Here is a 17,740-nt window from a genome sequence, read left to right on the forward strand (position 1 = left end):
CTGTGCAGACACGCGCGCTCGCGGTCAGAACGGGGACAGGCTAGGGGCCGGTACCTGGGCCGATGTTGCGGGCCGGGCGGGTGCGCAGATCGTGCACGTAATCGGCTGGCGCACCGGCAATCTCGGCGGCATCGGCCATCACGCCCAGGTAGCGGGCGGACGGCAGGCCGCCCTCCCAGGCATCCAGCACGTACAGCCACGCCAGCACCGGGTCGATATCGGTGTCCGACGCCTCGCGCTGCACCCGGCAGCGGATCTTCTTGTGCACGCCGAACTCGGAGCCCTCCCACCGGTCCAGGTTCATCTCGTCGGCGGGCGTCATGTCATAGAGCACCACGAAGACCCGCGAACCCGGGTCTTCGACCACTGTGGCCAGCGCACCCTCCCAGCCGAAGTCCTCACCGCCGAATGTCAGCCGCCACCCCGGCAACCAGCCGGTTCCGGCCATCGGTGAGTGCGGTGCACGCTTGAGCATCTGCTCGGGATGCATGTTCGATCCGTAAGCGGCGTAGAGCGGCACGGGGAAATCTTAGACGGCATGTCGAGGTTCGCCGTTGCGCGGCGGCATCGTCGTCGGGCTAGGTTGGATGGCCCGACTCCTCCGCCGCGCAGCGGCGGCATCGTCGTCGGGCTAGGTTGGATGGCCCGACTCCTCCTCCGCCGCGCAGCGGCGGCATCGTCGTCGGGCTAGGTTGGATGGCCCGACTCCTCCTCCGCCGCGCAGCGGCGGCATCGTCGTCGGGCTAGGTTGGATGGCCCGACTCCTCCTCCGCCGCGCAGCGGCGGCATCGTCGTCGGGCTAGGTTGGATGGCCCGACTCCTCCTCCGCCGCGCAGCGGCGGCATCGTCGTCGGGCTAGGTTGGATGGCCCGACTCCTCCTCCGCCGCGCAGCGGCGGCATCGTCGTCGGGCTAGGTTGGATGGCCCGACTCCTCCTCCGCCGCGCAGCGGCGGCATCGTCGTCGGGCTAGGTTGGATGGCCCGACTCCTCCTCCGCCGCGCAGCGGCGGCATCGTCGTCGGGCTAGGTTAGGGGCGTGGTGACCCGCATCGTGATCCTCGGTGGAGGCCCGGCCGGATACGAAGCGGCCCTGGTGGCCGCAAACTCTCGCCCCGACGTCGAAGTAACGATCATCGACTCCGATGGTGTTGGTGGCGCGGCCGTGTTGGACGACTGCGTGCCGTCCAAGACGTTCATCGCGTCCACTTGGCTGCGCACCGAGTTGCGGCGCGCCCCCCGGCTGGGCTTCGAGATCGATATCGACGACGCCAAGATCGACCTGCCGCAGATCCATGACCGGGTACGCAATCTCGCCTCCGAGCAGTCGGCCGACATTGCCGACCAGCTGCGTAGCGTCGGTGTGCAGCTGGTCACCGGCCGCGGCGAGTTGAGAGACCCGGCGCCGGGGCTGGCGCGGCACCGGGTGAAGGCGACTGCGCCGGACGGCAGCGTCACCGAGCACGACGCCGACGTGGTGCTGATCGCCACCGGCGCCTGCCCCCGAATCCTGCCGTCGGCCCAGCCCGACGGCGAGCGGATTCTCACCTGGCGTCAGCTCTACGATCTCAAGGAGCTGCCGGAGCACCTGATCGTGGTGGGCTCGGGCGTCACCGGCGCCGAGTTCGTGCACGCCTACACCGAGTTGGGGGTGCCGGTGACCGTGGCGGCCAGCCGCGACCGGGTGTTGCCCTACGAGGACGCCGACGCGGCGGCGGTGCTGGAAGAGTCGTTCGCCGAGCGCGGCGTGAAGTTGTTCAAGAACGCGCGCGCCGAATCCGTCACCCGCACCGACAACGGCGTCCTGGTGACGATGACCGACGGCCGCACCGTCGAAGGCAGCCACGCCCTGATGACAATCGGGTCGATCCCCAACACCAGCGGACTCGGCCTGGAGCGGGTCGGTATCGATCTGGGCCCCGGCGACTATCTCAAGGTGGACCGGGTTTCGCGCACGTCGGTGCCTGGCATCTACGCGGCCGGCGACTGCACTGGACTGCTGCTCTTGGCCTCCGTCGCGGCCATGCAAGGCCGGATCGCGATGTACCACGCGCTGGGCGAGGGTGTTAACCCGATCCGGTTGCGCACGGTGGCGGCGACGGTATTCACCCGGCCCGAGATCGCCGCCGTCGGGGTACCGCAATCAGCGATCGACGACGGCGAGTTCAGCGCGCGGACCATCATGCTGCCGCTGCACACCAACGCGCGGGCCAAAATGTCTGGGTTGCGGCAGGGTTTCGTCAAGATCTTCTGCCGCAAATCCACCGGTGTGGTGATCGGCGGCGTGGTGGTGGCGCCGATCGCCTCCGAGCTGATCCTGCCTATCGCGGTGGCCGTGACCAACCGCATCACCGTCAACGAGTTGGCCCAGACACTCGCCGTTTACCCCTCGTTGTCCGGTTCGATCACCGAGGCCGCCCGCCGACTGATGGCGCACGACGATCTGGACTAACTCGACGAACAAAGCCGCCGGACGAACTAGCCTGGTTGGGCAACGAACCGACCAGTAACTGACAAGGAGCCCGTCGTCGTGACCAACCCGAGCAATGCAGCCGAGAGCGAGCAGACTTGGTCCGACGGGTCGCTGGGACCTGAGCAACGGGCCAAAGCCTGGGAACGGCTGGGCGATGAGCAGTTCGACGTGGTGGTCATCGGCGGGGGCGTAGTGGGCTCGGGGTGCGCGCTCGACGCGGCCACTCGCGGGCTCAAAGTGGCGCTCGTGGAGGCCCGCGACCTCGCGTCGGGCACCTCGAGCCGCTCGTCGAAAATGTTCCACGGCGGGCTGCGCTATCTCGAGCAACTCGAGTTCGGGTTGGTGCGTGAAGCCCTTTTCGAGCGCGAGCTGTCGCTGACAACGCTGGCGCCGCATCTGGTCAAGCCACTTCCGTTCCTGTTCCCGCTGACCAAGCGGTGGTGGGAACGTCCCTACATGGCCGCGGGCATCTTTCTCTACGACCAGCTCGGTGGCGCCAAATCCGTTCCCGCGCAAAAGCATTTCACGCGCGCGGGAGCCCTAAGGTTGAGCCCGGGCCTCAAGCGCAGCGCGTTGATCGGCGGCATCCGTTATTACGACACCGTCGTCGACGACGCCCGCCACACCATGACGGTCGCGCGCACCGCCGCGCACTACGGCGCGGTCGTGCGGGCCTCTACCCAAGTGGTGGCGTTGCTGCGCGAGGGCGATCGGGTCACCGGCGTGCGGGTGCGGGACTCCGAGGACGGCGCAATCACCGAGGTGCGCGGCCATGTCGTGGTCAACGCGACCGGGGTCTGGACCGACGAGATCCAGGCGCTGTCCAAGCAGCGCGGCCGTTTCCAGGTCCGCGCGTCCAAAGGCGTGCACGTGGTGGTGCCGCGCGATCGGATCGTCAGCGACGTCGCGATGATCTTGCGCACCGAGAAGTCGGTGATGTTCATCATTCCGTGGGGCAGCCACTGGATCATCGGCACCACCGACACGGACTGGAACCTGGACCTGGCCCACCCGGCAGCCACCAAGGCAGACATCGACTACATCCTGAGCACCGTCAACGAGGTGTTGGCAACACCACTGACGCACTCCGACATCGACGGCGTGTATGCCGGGTTGCGCCCGTTGCTAGCCGGGGAGAGCGAGGAGACATCCAAGCTGTCCCGCGAGCATGCGGTGGCGGTGCCCGCGGCCGGGCTGGTCGCCATTGCGGGGGGCAAGTACACCACCTACCGGGTAATGGCCGCTGACGCGATTGATGCTGCGGTGCAGTTCGTTCCGGCGCGGGTGGCGCCTTCGATCACCGAGAAGGTCAACCTGCTTGGTGCGGACGGTTACTTCGCGCTGATCAATCAGGTCGAACACGTCGGCGAGCGCGTCGGACTGCATCCCTATCGGGTGCGCCATTTGCTGGACCGTTACGGATCGCTGATGGACGACGTGCTGGCACTGGCCGCGGATCGTCCTGACCTGCTCGGCCCGATCAAGAACGCGCCTGGGTATCTCAAGGTGGAAGCCGTGTACGCCGCCGCGGCCGAGGGCGCGCTGCATTTGGAGGACATCCTGGCCCGCCGGATGCGGATCTCCATCGAGTACTCGCACCGGGGCGTGGACTGCGCCCGCGAGGTGGCCGATCTGGTTGCGCCGGTGCTGGGTTGGAGCGCTGCCGACGTCGACCGCGAGGTAGCCAATTACCTGGCCCGGGTGGAGGCCGAGGTGCTTTCGCAGGCCCAACCCGACGACGTCTCAGCCGACGAGCTGCGCGCCAACGCACCGGAGGCGCGCGCGGAGATCCTCGAGCCGGTCCCGCTCAATTGAGCGTGCCGCTCCCGCCCTTGCAGGTTCGCGACGCGTTGGGACCGGTGCGGGTGCGGTTACACGGCGGACTGGTGCTGGCCGAGCTCGCCGCGAGGTTCGGGGCGTCGGCTGAGGCTAAAGTCCTTGCGGGAGAGGTTGTTACCGCAGACGGCTCGGTAGTTGACGACGCCACCGTGTTGCCGGCCGGCTCTAGTGTGTACCTCTACCGGGATCTGCCCGACGAGGTGCCGGTGCCGTTCGACATCCCGGTGCTGTATCAAGACGACGACATCGTCGTCGTCGACAAGCCGCACTTTCTGGCCACTATGCCGCGGGGGCGCCACGTTGCGCAGACGGCGTTGGTGCGGTTGCGCTGCGCTCTTGGTCTACCCGAGTTGAGCCCCGCCCACCGGCTAGACCGTCTCACCGCCGGGGTGCTGCTGTTCACCACCCGACGCGAGTTACGGGGTAGGTACCAAACGCTTTTCGCCAGAGGTGAAGTACGCAAGAGCTATCTGGCGCGGGCCGCCGTGGACCCCAAGCTTGTGCTGCCTCGGGTGGTGCGCACTCGAATCATCAAGCGTCGCGGGAACTTACAGGCGGTCACCGTCCCTGGGGCGCCTAACGCGGAGACGGTGATTCACCAGGCATCGAGCGACGGTGTCTACCGGCTCACGCCGCGCACCGGGTGTACCCACCAGCTGCGGGTGCACATGGCGTCCCTCGGTGTGCCGATCTTCGGAGATCCGTTGTATCCCAAGGTGATCGCGGTCGCGGATGACGATTTCAGCACCCCGTTGCAATTGCTGGCACAGCGCATCGAGTTCGATGACCCGCTCACCGGGTCGCGGCGCGAGTTCGTCAGTCGCCGCGGTTTCTAGTCCAAGAAACTTTGCAGGTCGGCCAGACCGTTCTCGATCCCTGCATCGACTTGTTGCCGCACGGTCGGGTCCCCGACCGAGAAGCTGGGGCCCGCGTCGCAGCTGCAGCTGAGCACGGCGAAGACGGAGGGGTCGGCGCCAGCGGGATTGGCGGTCGCCAGCGCAACACTGGCCGCGATCGCAATGGTTGACAACACTTTCGCTATCACTGATCGCTCCTGGGGCTACGTGTGTCGAAAGTGTATGTGCGCACCTGTCGATTCACGTTGACCGGGCGTTACGACTCAGTAACGAGTTATGACGCTGTGTGGTGCCTCGGGCAGTACGCGGCGATGCTCACGCCGACGAAGTAGCCGGCGTGGTAGCCGTCCAGATTGCTGCTGCCCGCCACGTCGCTGGCGACCTCGGCTTTGGGCCGTCCCCCGTCGAGTTCGTTGCAGACCTGGTGACCGGCCAGGATCGCGGCTTGCGGTGAGGCGAAGTTGATGCCATGGGACTGGATCGCATTCAGGAACTGGCCGTCGACCGCGTCGGCGGGAGCGGCTGGGGCCGTCGCCACCTCGGTGAGGCTGATCAACGCCGCCGCCAGCACCGGGCCGGCCAGATAGCGCACGGATTTGGTCGAGCGCCGTTGGCTTATCGGCATCGCTACAACCTCCCCGTGGTCCAGAGTCGACGGAATCAAGTGGTTACCCCAGCGATGATCGCACGTAACAAACCCGCAAGTGACAACTTTCCGTGGCGTGAGGTTGCTTGCGGCAACTTTCAACAGCGTGAATCTGCCGGAAACTGCAGCTGAAATTTTCAAATCTGGCTGCGTCCAACCCGGTTGAGGGCGGCTGGCGGCGGGTGAAGCTTGTTAGCATTGGCCGCCGTCCACTTGCGTATTCGTCGAGGAATTGAATTGATTCTCAACCGATTTGGTGCCGTACTGACCGTCTTGGCCGTGGTGTTGTCGGCGTGTGGTAGTCAAAACGGTGCTACTGCAACGAGTGCGAAGACCTCGCCGACGGCGCCGTCGGCGGCGGTTGCCTGCGGCGGCCGGTCGACCCTCAAGGCCAGCGGTTCCACGGCCCAGGAAAACGCCGTCAGCCGGTTCACCAAGGCTTTCGAACACGCATGCCCGGGGCAGTCGCTGAATTACACGGCCAATGGTTCCGGTGCCGGAATCAACGAATTCCTGGACGGCAGAACCGATTTCGGCGGATCGGATTCGCCGCTGAGCAAGAGCGAGTACGCCAGGTCCCAGCAGCGGTGCGGCTCGCCGGCCTGGAATCTGCCGATGGTATTCGGCCCCATCGCCATGGCCTACAACATCGGCGGTATCGATTCCCTGGTCCTCGACGGACCGACCGCGGCCAAGGTGTTCAACGGCGCGATCACCAGTTGGAACGACCCCGCGATTGCGGCGCTCAACCCCGGTGTCGCCCTACCCGCCGAGGCCATTCGGGTGGTGTTCAGAAGCGATGAGTCGGGTACGTCGGACAACTTCCAGCGCTATCTCGATACGGCTTCGGATGGCGCGTGGGGCAAAGGTGCTGGGAAGACGTTCAACGGGGTCGGCCAGGGTGCCCAGGGCAGCGCCGGCGTCGTCGCGGCAGTCAAGGGCAGCGAAGGGTCGATCACCTATGTGGAGTGGTCATTCGCCCAAGCCCAGCACTTGAACGTGGTCAAGGTCGTCACGTCGGCCGGTCCGGAGCCGGTCGCAATCGGTGCCGATTCGGTGGGCAAGACGATTTCGTCGGCGTGGTTCACCAGGGAGGGCAACGACCTGGCCTTCGACACGATCTCGTTCTACCGGCCCAACCAACCCGGCGCCTACCCAATCGTGTTGGCGACCTATGAAATTGTGTGCTCGAAGTATCCCGACCCGCAGGTGGGGGCGGCCGTCCGGGCATTTCTGCAAAGTGCGTCTGGCACCGGTCAGCTTGATCTGGCCGAGCACGGATACGTTCCCGTTCCGGACGGGTTGCGGGGACGCCTGGTGGCCGCGGTCGACGCCGTCTCATGACCGGAGGGTCCTCGACGCGCAATGTTCCGAGGTATTTCCCTTCTCGGTGCACGCAAAGTTTTACAAAAATTTACCTGAGTTGACATTGTGTATGTCATGGATTTCATTGGTTTGCCACCTGAGGTCACCTCAGCGCTGATTCACTCCGGACCAGGCGCGGAGTCGCTGGTGGCGGCCTCTGCTGCCTGGCAGCGGCTCGGCTTCGACCTCGAAGAGTCGGTGCGCGCGTACCGGCCGGTGCTGGCGTCGGTCGCGGAGTCCTGGAACGGTCCGGCGTCGACGGCCATGATCGAGGCCGTAGCAACATACCTCACCTGGATCGGCGGCACCGCACAGCAGTGCCTGCGGTTGGCCTCCTCGGCGCAGATTGCGGCCGGCGCGTTCGGCACCACGCTGTCGGCGGTGGTGCATCCCTCAGTGGTCAGCGCCAACCGGATCCAGCTGGCCCAACTGCTGGCCACCAACGGCTTGGGCAAGAACGTGGCGGCTATCGCGGAAACCGAAGCGCAGTACGAACGCATGTGGGTGAGCAACTCGGCGGCGATGTATCGCTATCAGGCGGCATCCGCTCAGGCTCTCGAGCTGCCCGTGTTCGCGTCTCCGCCGTTGATCACCACCCCGGAGGGGCCTGCGGCACAAGCTGAGGCCGTGCACACGGCGTCCGCGCTGTCCGCGTCCACGACCACCACCTCGGCTTTGGCCAACGCGGCCGCCGCGGCGCCCGCCGAAGCCATTGCTCCGCCGGTGTCACCGGCCGACGGCATACTGCAGGCACTTGGCGTCACCTTTGACCCGAACCAGGGGTGGTTTGGGCTGGCCAATACCTACGCCAACCAGTTCATCTCGTCGGGTTTTCCGATCAACATGCTCAGCTACTTTGCCCAGTTCACCTCCGCCCAGGCCCTGCAGTCGGTGGCCCCCGACATCGCCGAAGGGCTCTCGGAGGGCGAATCGGCGCTGGGCGCTTCCGCGGCGAGCCTGACCAACGCAATCAGCGCCCTAGGGACTAGCGAACCGTCCGCTGCGATGGGTGTCGCCGTACCGATGGGCACCCTGTCCGCACCGCCCGCGGCGACCGGAGTGTTGACCGCCGCCCACATGCCGGTGCAGCTTGCGTCGGCCGCAACGCCGTTGCCTGCCGGCGATGCGGGCGCCGGATTCCCGATGCTGCCGCCGTTGATGGCACCACCGATTTCGGCCGGCAGCGGATGGCGCAAGCGCAAGGAGCCTAAGTACGAAGATCTGGCAATGGGCTTAGAGCTCAAAGGCACTTTCATGACCCGCCCGCCGTCGGCCGGGTGAGCGTTCGGCCCGACGCAACGACGGGCCGAGCAAGTGCAATCGGTACTTTTGACGGCATGCCTTGGGCACGATTGCTCTCGCTGGTCGTTCTCCTGGTCTGTCTGGTCGGGTGCAACGAGCGTCAGGTCCAAGCGGCGCGTGCCCGGGACCAGGCGGGAATGTTTCCCTACGGCGGCCTGAACCGGACCTACCTGGTGCACGTGCCGCCCACTACGCCGGTCGGCCTGGTGCTCAACCTGCACGGTGGCGGCGGCACCGGGGCCGGACAGCGGGGTTTGTCCGACTTCGACTCGGTCGCCGACGCCAACGGCCTGGTGGTGGTGTATCCCGACGGTTACGACAAGAGCTGGGCCGACGGGCGCGGGGCCTCGCCGGCTGACCGCAAACGCCTCGACGACGTCGGCTTTTTGGTGGCCCTGGTGAACAAATTGCGTGGCGACTTCGAAGTGCCGGTCGGACATGTCTATGCCACCGGCATGTCCAACGGTGGTTTCATGTCCAACCGCCTGGCCTGCGACCGCGCCGACGTCTTCGCCGCCATCGCGCCGGTGTCCGGAACGCTGGGCGTCGACGTAGCCTGCAACCCGTCCCGGCCGGTGTCGGTGCTCGACGCGCACGGCACGGGCGATTCGGTGGTGCCCTACAACGGCGGCGACGTCCGAGGCCGCGGCGGGCTGAGCCATGCGATCTCGGTGAACAGCCTGCTCGACCGCTGGCGGGCCATCGACCGTTGTATGGGCACGCCGACGGCCGAGGAACTGCCCCGGGTCGGCGACGGCACCGTGGTGCGCCGGTTCGATTCCCGGGACTGCGCCGAGGGCACCGAAGTGGTCCACTACAAGATCGAAAAGGGCGGACACACCTGGCCGGGCGGCAAGCAATACCTGCCCAAAGCCGTCATCGGGACCACCACCGGCGCGTTCGACGGCTCGCAGGTGATCGCCCAGTTCTTCCTGGCGCACGCGCGCGACTGACCGGTTCAGCGCTGGCACGCGGGACACCAGTACTGCACACGCTCGGCCTCACCGTCATAAGCGATGGGAGTTCCGCAGCGCCGACAGGCCTGCCCGGCCCGGCCGTAAACCCACACCTGCCGCCCCGCTCGAGTGTCGCCGGTGGTGCAGCGGTTCCAGCGAAAGCGGTTGACCCACAACATGTCCCGGGCTCGCGACACCAACCGCAGCGGATCGGCGATGGCGCGCACCGGTGCCGTCGGCAGATGCCCGCTCAGGAAGCACAGTTCATTGCTGTACACATTGCCGACGCCGGCCATCACCCGCTGGTCGAGCAAAGCCTGGGCGATGGGACGGTCCGGGTCGGCGACGAGGTTGGCGGCGGCCACCTGCGGATCCCAGTCCGCGCCGAGTAGGTCCGGTCCCAAATGTGCGACGACGGCTTCGTCGTGCTCGCGCTCGAGGATCTCCAGCACGCCCAGGTCGACTCCGACAGCGCGAATTTCGCTGGCTTCCAAGATGATTCGTGCGCGGTGGTCCACTCTTACCGGCCGGTTGCTAACCCGCCAGCTGCCGTCCATCTTCAGATGTGAGTGGATGCTGGCCGGGCCGACCCTGATGAACAGGTGCTTGCCCCTGCTCAGCACCTCGTCCACCGCCTGTCCGGTGAGGTCGACGGTAGCAAACTTCGGCACCCGGACATCGCAGCGCGTCAGAGTGCGCCCGACCAAGTGCCGTCGCAGCGTGTCGGCGGTGTGCCATACGGTGTCGCCTTCGGGCATGGCTACCGCAGCCGCAATCCGCGTGGCGTGCGGGAGAACCCGGCATCGACCAAGGCCTCGACGACCGCGCTCGGACCATCGGGTTGCAACACCGATAAGCCGTTGACCCGTTCGACCAGGATCGATGCCAACCGCCGGGAGCTGACCAGATCGGCCAGCGCCGAAGCTGCGGCCTGGCCGGCGCCGGGATCCTCGGTGAAGGTCAGCAGTGATCGCCCCCCGCGCTCGGAGAACCAGGCCAATTCGCCGTCCACCAGCACGACGAGGGCACCGGCTTTGCGACCGGGCCGCCCCGCACCCTCGGCGTCCGAGCCGGGCCAGGGCAGGGCCGCGCCATACGGGTTGGCCGGGTCAGTCGCGGCGAGTACGACCGCGCGATAGTCGGGCCGCTGCGGATCGACGCTGTCGAGGTAACTGCGCAACCGGTCGACTGTAGAAGCAACGGCGAACTGGGCGCCTCCGAGCGATTCGACGAAATAGCCGCGCTGGCACCGACCGGCGTCCTCGAACGCGCTCAACACCTTGTAGAGCGTGGCGAACCCGCCCGGCACGCCTTCGGCGGCCACCGCGCCCTTCGTCAACACCCCATGGCGGTTCAACAGCAACTCGGCCTGGAAGTGGGCGCGCACCGTGGAGTCCGGTTCCGGTGGCGGCAGCGCCGACCAACGGCCGGACACGGTCGGGTCGGCGGTGCGGGTTTGCGCGTGCGCGACGCTATAGCGGCTCAGCCGCGGCGGGCGATGCGCCCGGTGCGCCGGAGCCGAGCGTTTGCGACCGCCCGCGCTGCCGCCCAGCAGCGCGCGCACCGGCGCGAAGGTGTCGCCGGTGATCCAGCCGGCCCACACGAGTTCCCACAACGCCGCTTTCGCGTCCGACTCCGCTTCGCCTCCGATCAGCTGGCGGAAGAAGTACGCGCCGCCGCCGGCCAAGGCGTCCAGAATCGCGCGGTGGACGTCGGTGAACTCGATTTCGGCCGGTGCGGCCAAGGTCAGCGCTGCGGAATCGGCGTGATGCAGCGCCACCCAACCGTCGCTGCCCGAGATCGACCCGGCACCAGACCAGGTGACCTCGCCCGTCGCCAGCAACTCGTCGAGCATGGCGGGGGAGTAGTCGCGTACCCGCGGCGCCAGCACCAGCGTTTCCAACGCCGAAGCCGGTATCCGCACGCCGGCCAACTGGTCGACCACTCCGGCCAGCCGGTCGACTCCGGTGTCGCTGCTGCCCACCTGATGCCAGGCCGGCAGGAACCGCCCGTAGGCGGCGGTGCTGACCGGCTCGACTTGCGCTCGCAATGCGGCCAGCGATCGCCGCCGCAGGATGCGCAGCACGTCGGTGTCACACCACTGCTCGGATCCGGCCGCGCCGGTCTGCTCCGTAGCGACGAACTCACCGCGCACCAGCCGACCGTCGGCGGCCAGCCGGCCCAGGACGTCTGCGGTCACCCGCAATCCCAGCCCGAAGCGTGCGGCGGCCTCGGCAGTGGTAAACGGCGTGTGGGTGCGGGCGAAGCGGCCGAGCAGTTCTCCCAAGGGGTCGGCCACCGCTTCGGTGAACGCGACCGGCAGGCCCACCGGGACCGCGGCCCCGACGCCGTCGCGCAGCCGCCCGATGTCCTCGACGGCCACCCACCAGCTGCGTCCGGCGAACGATACGGTCAGTGCGCGTCGGGCGGCACGCAACCCTTCCAGCCAGCCGCCCACGTCGGAAGCCGTCGCACGGGCGGCAACCTCGTCCTCGGTCAGCGGACCCAGCAGCCGCAGCAGATCGGCCACGCCTTCGGCGTCTCGTGCGGCGCGGTCTTCGGACAAGTGCTGCAACTGTCGCCCGGTGCCGGCAATGACCTCGGGGTCGAGCAGCTCGCGCAATTCGACCCGACCCAGCAACTCGGCCAGCAGCGTGCTGTCCAGCGACAGGGCGGCGGCGCGTCGCTCGGCCAACGGGACGTCGCCCTCGTACATGAACGCGCCGACGTAACCGAACAGCAGCGACGCCGCAAACGGCGACGGCCGGGTGGTTTCCACTTCAAGCACCCGGACCTTTCGCTGGGCGATCTGCGCCATCAGGTTGCTCAGCCTCGGGACGTCGTACACGTCCTGCAGGCATTCGCGGATCGTTTCCAGCACGATCGGAAAATCCGGGTACTTACGCGCCACTTCCAACAGCTGGGCGGCGCGCTGGCGCTGCTGCCACAGCGGCGACCGACGGCCGGGGTGACGGCGCGGCAGCAGCAGCGCGCGGGCGGCCGCCTCCCGGAAGCGCGACGCGAACAATGCCGAGTCGCTCACTTCCGCGGTGACGATCGGATCGATTTCGTCGGCATCGAAGACGAACAGCTCGGCGCCCGGCGGCGCTTCCCCGGTATCGGGCAGCCGCACCACGATGCCGTCGTCGGAGGCGGTCGGTTTCTCGTCGAGCCCGTAGCGTTCACGCAGCCGTCGCCCGACAACCAGGGCGAGTGGCCCGTGCACCTGCAGCCCGTAGGGCGAGTGCAGGACGATCCGCCAGTCGCCCAACTCGTCGCGAAACCGCTCTACCAGCAGGGTGGCATCAGATGGCACCACTCCGGTGGCGGAGCGCTGCTCGTCCAGCAGCAGCCACAGATTATCTGTCGCATAAGCGTCGAAACCCCAACCGGCACAACGCTTGTCGAAAGCGCCACGGCTCATGCCGGCCAGCTCCGCGGTGAGTGCGCCCAACGCCGCACCTAATTCCGCGGGGCGGCCCACGTCGTCGCCGCGCCAGAATGGCAACCGGGCCGGTTGACCCGGGGCGGGAACTACCAACACCCGGTCGTGTGTGATCTCGACGATGCGCCAGCTGGTGGCGCCGAGCGAGATGACATCGCCGGGACGCGACTCGTAGACCATCTCTTCGTCGAGCTCACCCACCCGGGACGGCTTCTCTGAGTCGGTGGCGAGGTAGACGGTGAACAACCCACGGTCAGGGATGGCGCCGCCGGAAGTGACCGCCAGCCGCTGTGCACCGGGCCGCGCGGTGAGCGTTCCGTTGTCGCGGTCGTAGACCAGCCGCGGCCGCAGCTCGGCGAACTCGGTCGACGGGTACTTGCCGGACAGCAGATCCAGAGTGGCCTCGAACACGTTGCGCGGCAGCGTCGCAAACGGAGCACTGCGCCGCACGGTGTCGAACCAGCGGTCAGCGTCGATCGGCTCGAGCGCGGCCGCTGCCACGGTGTGCTGAGCCAGGATGTCAAGCGGGTTGGCCGGCACCCGCATGCTCTCGATCTGGCCGGTGAGCATGCGCTGCACGCTGACCGCGCAGCCGATCAGATCGGTGCGGTGTTTGGGGAACAGGACCCCGCGCGATACTTCGCCGACTTGATGTCCGGCTCGCCCGATTCGTTGCAGCCCGCTGGCCACCGACGGCGGCGCCTCGACCTGGATCACCAGGTCGACCGCGCCCATGTCGATGCCGAGCTCGAGGCTTGACGTGGCCACCACGGCTTTGAGTTGCCCGCTTTTGAGATCTTCTTCGACGATGGCGCGCTGTTCCTTGCTGACCGACCCGTGGTGGGCGCGGGCCAGCAACGCCGGAGCGCCGAATGACTGTCCGCTGGCCATCACGTAGGCAGGTGCGCCGCCGGCCACCTGCGGATTGCCGGAGCCGGGCAGCTCGACTCCGGTACGTTCCGCGTGAATCTCATTGAGTCGCGCGGTAAGTCGCTCGGCTAGCCGCCGCGAGTTGGCGAAAACGATCGTCGAGTTATGCGCCTCGATCAGATCGACGAGGCGGGCCTCGACGTCCGGCCAGATGGAATTGTTGGCCAGATTGGCCATGTCGGGAACCGGCACCTGCACGGACAGCTCGAAGTTCTTGGCAGACGGCGGAGCCACAATAGTTGTCTGAGCCGCGCCCGAGAGGAACCGGGCCAACTCTTCGGGCGGACGCACGGTGGCCGACAGGCCGATGCGCTGCGCCGGCGGCCCTTCGCGCAGACTGTCCAGCCGTTCCAACGACAGCGCCAGATGCGCACCGCGCTTGGTCGCGGCGATGGCGTGGATCTCGTCGACGATGACGGTTTGCACGCCGGCCAAGGTTTCGCGCGCAGCCGACGTCAGCATTAGAAACAGCGACTCAGGCGTGGTGATCAGCACGTCGGGCGGTCGACTGATGAGCTGACGGCGCTGTGCGGGCGGGGTGTCACCGGAGCGCACGCCGACGCTGATCTCGGGAGGCGCCAGTCCGCGGGCGGCGGCCAGACGGGTCAAGCCGGCCAGCGGGGTGCGCAGGTTGCGCTCGACGTCCACCGCCAGCGCCTTGAGCGGGGAGACGTATAGCACACGGGTACCGGCCGGCCGGTCCGGGGCGGCGGCGAGACTGTCCAGCGCCCAGAGGAATGCGGCCAGCGTCTTACCCGAGCCGGTAGGTGCGATAACCAAAGTGTTGTCGCCGTTGGCGATGGCCGCCCAGGCCGCAGCCTGCGCGGCGGTGGGTGCGGCAAAGGTGCTAGCGAACCAGTCGCTGGTGACCGTGCTGAACCGACGCAGTGCATCCGGCGGGGAAGTGCTCACCTAGCCATCGTGCCAAGAGGCACTGACAACTAGACCTGTGGCTTGAAGCGCGCCGTTGCCATCGCCTCGGCCAGCTCCGGCGGAATCTCGGGCACCCGGGCAATCCCGTCCAGCAGCGTGTGTGCGCACGCATCGGCCAGCCGGTCGGCTTCCAGGCTCTGGTCCATGATCCGCTGGCGGCACGTTTCGAAGGTGAAAGCCAACCAGCCGTTGATGATCACCCGCAGATCGCGCTCGACCTCCGGATCCAGCGGGCTGCTGCCTGGAATCCCGCCCACCACTTCGCCGATGCGGTTCATGACGTGTTCCATCTGGCGGTTCTTGGCTTCGTCGTCGATGCCCAGCAGAACCGGATCGGAACGGCCCAGCCCCACGTATGCGGCCCACGCGGCCTCCGGGTTTTGCTCGTGGTAGGCCATGTAGGCCAGCACGCCCATCCGGATCTCTTCGAACATGGTCATGCCCGGAGCGGGTTCGATGTTGGTCGACGCGTACAGGCGATCCGCCTCGTCCTTGACCACCGCGGCGAAGAACGCTCGCTTGTCCGGGAAGTAGTGGTACATCAGTGCACGCGATACCCCGGCACGCTCGGCGATTTCGTCGATCCGCACCTCGTCGTAGGGTCGCTTACCGAAGACTTCCGCCCCCAGAGCGAGCAGTTCGGCGCGTCGATCCTCAGGGGATAACCGCCTTCTGGCTGTCGCCATAAGGACAGATATTACTCATGGCGGATAAGTGTTCCGCTAGGCCGGATCGTTTAGCCGACCTTCACGTCTGCGCTCACGGCAGTTGTCTCGCCGGCCGCTGCAGCGTTGTGAGCTGGACCGCAACCGGTTTGACCTGCAGCATTGATGGGTAGAGAAGGTAAAACCGCTGACGCGTCAAACACCACGTGTTAGCGGGCGCGGCGCAAGATGTGAGGTGCTCCGATGCAAAAGGCAGACGAGAGATTCCGCGGCGATCACGTGGGTCAGGATGACAAGCAGGTCCACGCCGCCGCCCGGTTCGCACTATTGGCCACCGCTGCCGGGTTCGGCTTCGTGGTGATGGCCGCCTTGTGGGTGAGTACGTGCGGGGGAACAAGCAGCGACACCGTGGCCTGCGGCGCGCCCGAGCGGACCATGCTGGGGTTCGGCGGCCCGTTGATTCTGCTGATCGCCGGCGTGTGGGCCTTCGTGCGTACCTATCGCGTGTGGCGTGAAGAGGGTACGTGGTGGGGTTGGCACGGAGCTGGCTGGTTCTTGCTGACGCTGATGCTGTTGACGCTTTCGATGAGCTTCCCGCTGATCGCGGGCCCAACATTCGCACTCTGAGTACTCCGGCCAAAGATATTGGGTTTACGCCCTCCCCATCTGCATGCCTGGAGTTCTACCGTGGTTGTAGTGCCTGGTTGAGGGGCATCGAGCACGGATCGAGGAGGCAAGCCATGGGTGACACATATCGTGACCCAGTCGACCATCTACGGACGACGCGGCCACTTGCCGGTGAATCGCTGATCGACGTCATGCAGTGGCCCGGGTACTTCTTGGTGGTGGCCGGAGTCATCGGTGCCGTCGGGTCTCTGGCAGCCTTCGCCACCGGCCATTACTCGCAGGGTGTCGCCTGCGGCGTCGTCGCGGCCATCACCTCGTTGGTCGGTGCTGTATGGCTGCTCGTCGAGCATGCGCGGATCCGCCGAATCGCCGACCGCTGGTACGCCGAGCACCCCGAGGTCACCCGGCAACGGCTGGCCGGATAGCGCGGCCAAACGCCGCGAAAATCACATCGGAAATCCCGCTCGGCTGAGTTTTACCAGCGGGGACGATTGGGTATCTGCTCTAGACCATGATGAGTACCGGCACTGTTGCGTCAGCGTGGTTACCCCATCATGGGGACCCACACCCCTACTGCAACCACGATCAACTCGACCCGCAACACCCCGGCGATCACCAGTACGCGCTTGCGTCGTCGCGGGCGGTCGGTGTCGGTCCCGTCTGCCTCGCCCACTACTGGTTGAATATCCGGTGGCGATCATGACCAACCGGCTCGACCCCCTGGTCCACGGCGGCCCGCAAACTGGCCCCGCGGCCCAAAGCGCTGCCAGGGGTAGTGTCGGTCGAATATTGCCGGGAGGCCAAATGACCGATGCGGATCAACGCACTGACGGGCGCCAACGCGGTTTCCGCGCCGTCGAACTCAACGTTGCTGCGCGCCTAGAAAACCTGGCGATGCTGCGCACCCTGGTTGGTGCCATCGGCACCTTCGAGGACCTGGATTTCGACGCCGTCGCGGACTTGCGGTTGGCGGTCGACGAGGCGTGTACCCGACTGATCCGCTCTGCCACACCAGGCGCCACGCTGTGCCTGGTGGTCGATCCCCGGGATGACGAACTGGTGGTCGAGGCATCCGCGGCCTGTGACACCCACGACGTTGTGGCACCAGGCAGTTTCAGTTGGCATGTTCTGACTTCGCTGGCCGACGACGTCCAGACATTCCATGACGGTCGCGAGCCCGATGCAACGGGCAGTGTCTTCGGCATTTCGTTGACGGCGCGACGGGCGGCCCCTAGTAAGTGACGGCCAGTTGACTGAGCAAACTGCCGGCGGTTCCAATACGCGACCTAACGAATACGCCGATGTCCCGGACATGTTCCGCGAACTGGCAACTTTTGCTGGTGGTTCCGCGGAGTTCCAGCGCCACCAGGACAAGATCGTTGAGCGCTGCCTGCCGCTGGCCGACCACATCGCACGGCGATTCGAGGGGCGCGGCGAGCCCCGCGATGACCTGATTCAGGTAGCGCGGGTTGGACTGGTCAACGCTGTCGTCCGCTTCGACGTCGAAACCGGTTCGGATTTCGTCTCTTTCGCGGTGCCCAGCCGCAGGTGCAGTTCCTTGAGCCGGCGCGGGACCTTGACCGACCAACTGTTGTCCCGGAAGTGGCGACGGACTTCACCCATGATGGTGGGCACCGCGAAAGAGACGAAATCCGAACCGGTTTCGACGTCGAAGCGGACGACAGCGTTGACCAGTCCATCGTAG

At 66.8% G+C, this 17,740-nt stretch carries 15 protein-coding genes and 3 pseudogenes; 10 read left to right on the forward strand and 8 right to left on the reverse strand.

From position 1 onward, the window contains the following. Positions 1–40: 40 nt before the first annotated feature. A complete protein-coding gene (locus tag A5634_RS19810; protein WP_065145653.1) occupies positions 41–520 on the reverse strand; it encodes a gamma-glutamylcyclotransferase in 480 nt (159 codons plus the stop codon). A gap of 516 nt (positions 521–1,036) precedes the next feature. Here A5634_RS19810 and A5634_RS19815 point away from each other — a divergent pair. The 3 genes and pseudogenes from A5634_RS19815 (at position 1,037) to A5634_RS19825 (ending at position 5,145) form a co-directional block, all read left to right on the forward strand. Continuing rightward, positions 1,037–2,511, forward strand: a pseudogene (locus tag A5634_RS19815) (NAD(P)H-quinone dehydrogenase). 16 nt (positions 2,512–2,527) lie between these two features. After that, entirely contained in the window at positions 2,528–4,285 is a 1,758-nt protein-coding gene (locus A5634_RS19820; RefSeq protein WP_065145729.1) for a glycerol-3-phosphate dehydrogenase/oxidase, read from the forward strand. Beyond that, positions 4,282–5,145: a pseudouridine synthase gene (locus tag A5634_RS19825; RefSeq protein ID WP_437339993.1), complete on the forward strand. Its 864-nt coding sequence runs from the start codon at positions 4,282–4,284 to the stop codon at positions 5,143–5,145. Before A5634_RS19820 ends, A5634_RS19825 begins: the two co-directional genes overlap by 4 nt. On the opposite strand, the gene A5634_RS19830 is transcribed toward A5634_RS19825, so the two are convergent. Together A5634_RS19830 and A5634_RS19835 are read right to left on the reverse strand one after the other, a co-directional pair. Beyond that, the gene (locus A5634_RS19830) at positions 5,142–5,354 is read right to left on the reverse strand and encodes a hypothetical protein (RefSeq protein WP_065145731.1); all 213 of its coding nucleotides are present in this window, start codon (positions 5,352–5,354) and stop codon (positions 5,142–5,144) included. The two genes, A5634_RS19825 and A5634_RS19830, sit on opposite strands and share 4 nt — an antisense overlap. A gap of 86 nt (positions 5,355–5,440) precedes the next feature. Further along, the gene (locus A5634_RS19835) at positions 5,441–5,791 is read right to left on the reverse strand and encodes a DUF732 domain-containing protein (RefSeq protein WP_065145732.1); all 351 of its coding nucleotides are present in this window, start codon (positions 5,789–5,791) and stop codon (positions 5,441–5,443) included. Positions 5,792–6,049: 258 nt separating this feature from the next. Here A5634_RS19835 and pstS point away from each other — a divergent pair, with 258 nt between their 5' ends. The 3 genes from pstS to A5634_RS19850 all read left to right on the forward strand — a co-directional run bounded on the left by pstS (position 6,050) and on the right by A5634_RS19850 (position 9,432). Beyond that, positions 6,050–7,156, forward strand: a complete 1,107-nt coding sequence (gene pstS, locus A5634_RS19840; protein ID WP_065145733.1) for a phosphate ABC transporter substrate-binding protein PstS — start codon at positions 6,050–6,052, stop codon at positions 7,154–7,156. A gap of 96 nt (positions 7,157–7,252) precedes the next feature. Continuing rightward, positions 7,253–8,458 carry a PPE family protein gene (locus A5634_RS19845; RefSeq protein ID WP_065145734.1) on the forward strand — a complete coding sequence of 402 codons (1,206 nt, stop codon included), beginning with the start codon at positions 7,253–7,255 and terminating at the stop codon, positions 8,456–8,458. Positions 8,459–8,514: 56 nt separating this feature from the next. Continuing rightward, positions 8,515–9,432, forward strand: coding sequence for an extracellular catalytic domain type 1 short-chain-length polyhydroxyalkanoate depolymerase (locus A5634_RS19850; protein ID WP_065145735.1), 918 nt, complete (start codon positions 8,515–8,517; stop codon positions 9,430–9,432). A gap of 5 nt (positions 9,433–9,437) precedes the next feature. Here A5634_RS19850 and nei2 read toward each other — a convergent pair whose 3' ends face one another. Genes nei2 through A5634_RS19865 form a run of 3 tightly spaced genes read right to left on the reverse strand, consistent with a single transcriptional unit; the run spans position 9,438 to position 15,429 of the window. Further along, complete coding sequence (gene nei2 / locus A5634_RS19855; protein ID WP_065145736.1) at positions 9,438–10,193, reverse strand: endonuclease VIII Nei2; 756 nt, start codon at positions 10,191–10,193, stop codon at positions 9,438–9,440. 2 nt (positions 10,194–10,195) lie between these two features. Then, positions 10,196–14,722, reverse strand: coding sequence for an ATP-dependent helicase (locus A5634_RS19860; protein ID WP_065145737.1), 4,527 nt, complete (start codon positions 14,720–14,722; stop codon positions 10,196–10,198). 29 nt (positions 14,723–14,751) lie between these two features. Then, positions 14,752–15,429, reverse strand: a complete 678-nt coding sequence (locus A5634_RS19865; protein ID WP_065145738.1) for a TetR/AcrR family transcriptional regulator — start codon at positions 15,427–15,429, stop codon at positions 14,752–14,754. 222 nt (positions 15,430–15,651) lie between these two features. On the opposite strand from A5634_RS19865, the gene A5634_RS19870 reads away from it, so the two are divergent. After that, positions 15,652–16,035, forward strand: a complete 384-nt coding sequence (locus A5634_RS19870) for a hypothetical protein (RefSeq protein WP_065145739.1) — start codon at positions 15,652–15,654, stop codon at positions 16,033–16,035. Positions 16,036–16,148: 113 nt separating this feature from the next. Then, the gene (gene usfY / locus A5634_RS19875; RefSeq protein ID WP_065145740.1) at positions 16,149–16,460 is read left to right on the forward strand and encodes a protein UsfY; all 312 of its coding nucleotides are present in this window, start codon (positions 16,149–16,151) and stop codon (positions 16,458–16,460) included. Positions 16,461–16,579: 119 nt separating this feature from the next. Here the strand turns inward: usfY and A5634_RS30025 are convergent, their stop codons facing one another. Next, positions 16,580–16,708 (reverse strand): hypothetical protein, encoded by a 129-nt coding sequence (locus A5634_RS30025; protein WP_301337120.1) that lies wholly within the window; start codon positions 16,706–16,708, stop codon positions 16,580–16,582. 131 nt (positions 16,709–16,839) lie between these two features. Here A5634_RS30025 and A5634_RS19880 point away from each other — a divergent pair, with 131 nt between their 5' ends. Together A5634_RS19880 and A5634_RS19885 are read left to right on the forward strand one after the other, a co-directional pair. Further along, on the forward strand, positions 16,840–17,277 hold the full coding sequence (locus A5634_RS19880; protein WP_065145741.1) for an ATP-binding protein: 438 nt from the start codon (positions 16,840–16,842) through the stop codon (positions 17,275–17,277). Positions 17,278–17,284: 7 nt separating this feature from the next. Further along, positions 17,285–17,578, forward strand: a pseudogene (locus A5634_RS19885) (sigma factor); the annotation flags it as partial. Here A5634_RS19885 and A5634_RS27605 read toward each other — a convergent pair. Then, positions 17,491–17,740, reverse strand: a pseudogene (locus A5634_RS27605) (RNA polymerase sigma factor SigF); the annotation flags it as partial. The pseudogenes A5634_RS19885 and A5634_RS27605 sit on opposite strands and share 88 nt — an antisense overlap.

Origin of the sequence: Mycobacterium asiaticum, assembly GCF_001673365.1 — a bacterium.
Lineage (GTDB): Bacteria > Actinomycetota > Actinomycetes > Mycobacteriales > Mycobacteriaceae > Mycobacterium > Mycobacterium asiaticum_A.

Coding starts and splice junctions, on each gene's coding strand:
- A5634_RS19835 (WP_065145732.1), bottom strand. CDS start 5,791: ATGCCGATAAGCCAACGGCGCTCGACCAAATCCGTGCGCTATCTGGCC.
- A5634_RS19845 (WP_065145734.1), top strand. CDS start 7,253: ATGGATTTCATTGGTTTGCCACCTGAGGTCACCTCAGCGCTGATTCAC.
- A5634_RS19850 (WP_065145735.1), top strand. CDS start 8,515: ATGCCTTGGGCACGATTGCTCTCGCTGGTCGTTCTCCTGGTCTGTCTG.
- nei2 (WP_065145736.1), bottom strand. CDS start 10,193: ATGCCCGAAGGCGACACCGTATGGCACACCGCCGACACGCTGCGACGG.
- A5634_RS19865 (WP_065145738.1), bottom strand. CDS start 15,429: ATGGCGACAGCCAGAAGGCGGTTATCCCCTGAGGATCGACGCGCCGAA.
- A5634_RS19870 (WP_065145739.1), top strand. CDS start 15,652: ATGCAAAAGGCAGACGAGAGATTCCGCGGCGATCACGTGGGTCAGGAT.
- usfY (WP_065145740.1), top strand. CDS start 16,149: ATGGGTGACACATATCGTGACCCAGTCGACCATCTACGGACGACGCGG.
- A5634_RS19880 (WP_065145741.1), top strand. CDS start 16,840: ATGACCGATGCGGATCAACGCACTGACGGGCGCCAACGCGGTTTCCGC.